Here is a 2,529-nt window from a genome sequence, read left to right on the forward strand (position 1 = left end):
CCCCTTGCATTCATTCATCAGCCGCATCGGGTGCGCTTTCGTCATCGTTCTCGACTTCGCCTCGCGTTTCTTCCTCTTCCGATCCGTGCGGCCTTCCTTCATCGGCATCGCCGAACGCTGAGCAGAGCCACCCGTGCGCCTCTTAGACGGAGGTCGCCATGTTCGTTACCGCCCATCATCTTTCCCATACCTACGAAGGCGCCGACCAGCCTGCGCTCGACGACGTCTCGCTCGCGTTCGCGAGCGGCTGGACGGGCATCGTCGGGCCGAACGGCGCTGGCAAGAGCACGCTCGTGCACTGCATCTGCGGCACCCTGGCACCCGATCAAGGCGCCGTGACGCCCCGCGTGCGCGGCGCGGTGTGCCGGCAATCGACCGCGACGCCTCCGGAGACGCTCGAGGAGTTCGCCTGCGACTACGGTTCGACGGCGGTGAAGCTGCGCTCGCTATTGGAAATCGAGGACGAGCAGCTCTGGAGCTACGCTATGCTGTCCCATGGCGAGCGCAAGCGCATCCAGATCGCCTGCGCGCTCGCTGCGGAGCCGCAGGTGCTGGCGCTCGACGAGCCGACGAACCACCTCGACGCGCCCACCCGCGCCCTCGTCGCGCAGGCGCTCGCCTCGTTCAAGGGCGTCGGCCTGCTCGTGTCGCACGATCGCGCGCTGCTCGACGAGCTCGTGCAGTCGTGCGTGTTCGTCGAGGCCGGCCGAGCGCTCGCTATTCCGGGGACGTACACCCAGGCGCGCCGGGAGCTCGAGCTGCGCCAAGATACCGTGCGAACCGAGCGCCGGCAGGCGCGCGGCGAGCTGGCGCGTATCAAGGCCGAGAGCGTGCGGCGCGACGGCGTGGCCGCGCGATCGGCCGCCCGACGCTCGGCGCGGCATCTCGATCGACACGACCGCGACGGCCGTGCGAAGATCAAGCTCGCCGTCTATACGGGACAGGACGGCAAGGCGGGCAAGCTTTCGTCCCAGATGGACAAGCGCATAGGCGTGGCCGAGAAACGCCTCGAGGCGCTCGATGCGAAGAAGGAGCGCCGCGGCTCCCTGGAGCTGGACGCCGCGCCCGCGCCCCGCAAGGTGCTCGCCCGCCTCCCCGCAGGCAGCATACCGCTCGGCCCGGAGCGCATGCTGCATCATCCCGAGCTGTACCTGGGCAACGAGGATCGAGTCGGGCTCGTCGGCAAAAACGGGGCGGGGAAGTCCACCTTGCTCCATGCCTTGCTTCGCCGGGTGACGTTGGAGGAGGGGGTGGCGTACTTTCCGCAGGAGGTTCCCGACGACGAGGTCCGCGCGTTGCTCGTCGAGTTGCGGGCGCTCCCGACGGCCGAGCGGGGCCGCGTGCTCTCCATCGCAGCGCGGCTGGAATCGCCTCCGGAGCGCGTGTTGGACGGCGAGCAGCTGAGCCCGGGGGAGGTGCGCAAGCTCATGATCGCGCGTAGCCTGCTCTCGTCGCCTCGCCTCATCGTCATGGACGAACCGACGAACCATCTGGATATACGCTCGATCGAGGCCTTGCAGGACGTGTTGCGTCATTGCGCCTGCGCTCTCGTGCTCGTGTCGCACGACGAGCAGTTCCTCGACGCGCTCGTAGACGAGCGCTGGGTGTTCGAGGTCGAGCAGGAGAAAGGGGAGGTTGGGCTGGGCGATACTCACGTGCGCGTTGTCCGATAGGAAGGAGCGCTTCTCGTGCAGGTTTTTTGCGCGAATCCGACATGTTGATTGAACCACTATATATTGTATGTTAGGCTGAACCCAAAATCGGCAAAGGAGCAAGTATGCGTTGTCCTTCCTGCGGCAATCCAGAGTCGAAAGTGGTCGACTCGAGGCCTTCCGAAGACGGCACGGCCATTCGCCGGCGCCGCGAATGCCTCGAATGCGGACGTCGTTTCACCACCTACGAACGCCTGGGCGACAATCCGCTCATCGTCATCAAGGCTGACGGATCGTCGGAGGCCTACGACCGTCAGAAGCTCATGCGCGGCCTGCTCAACGCCGCGGCGAAGCGGCCCATCGGGCCCGAGCAGATTGCCTCGCTCATCGACAGCATCGAAGCGGAGCTGCGCAACGCCTCCCGTAACGAGATCGGTTCGAAGGATCTGGGCGATATGGTGCTCGTGCGCCTCGCCAAGCTCGACGACGTCGCCTACGTGCGCTTCGCGAGCGTGTACAAGGACTTCCGCAACGTCGAGGAGTTCGCTGCCGCATTGGAGGGATTGCGTTGATAGAGCGCGTTTCGATTCCTTTGCAGCAGATCGACCCCGACCTGCCCGTACCTGCGTACGCCTACGTCGGCGATGCCGGCGTAGATCTGCGCGCCACCTGCGACGACATCTTGAAGCCCTTCGAACGCAAGCTCGTCCCATGCGGCATCGCCGTGGCCATTCCGAGCGGGTACGCCGGGTTCGTGCTGCCGCGCAGCGGGCTGGCTATCAAGCACGGCGTATCGCTGGTCAACGCACCCGGCCTGATCGACAGCAACTATCGAGGTGAGATCCAGGCCATCCTGGTCAACCTCGATCCGCAGAGC

3 protein-coding genes are annotated in these 2,529 nt (G+C 65.8%); all 3 read left to right on the forward strand.

Features of this window, described 5'->3' with window-relative positions; genetic code table 11:
* The first annotated feature begins 158 nt into the window (after window positions 1-158).
* Window positions 159-1,673, forward strand: coding sequence for an ATP-binding cassette domain-containing protein (locus ACMO6A_RS13465; RefSeq protein WP_009608613.1), 1,515 nt, complete (start codon window positions 159-161; stop codon window positions 1,671-1,673).
* Between the two features lie 104 nt (window positions 1,674-1,777).
* On the forward strand, window positions 1,778-2,224 hold the full coding sequence (gene nrdR / locus ACMO6A_RS13470) for a transcriptional regulator NrdR (protein ID WP_009307018.1): 447 nt from the start codon (window positions 1,778-1,780) through the stop codon (window positions 2,222-2,224).
* The coding region (gene dut / locus ACMO6A_RS13475) for a dUTP diphosphatase (RefSeq protein WP_418471415.1) at window positions 2,221-2,529 on the forward strand (309 nt) is incomplete at its 3' end. The genes nrdR and dut, both read left to right, overlap by 4 nt.

Source organism: Eggerthella sp. (assembly GCF_048329335.1).
GTDB classification, from domain to species: domain Bacteria; phylum Actinomycetota; class Coriobacteriia; order Coriobacteriales; family Eggerthellaceae; genus Eggerthella; species Eggerthella lenta.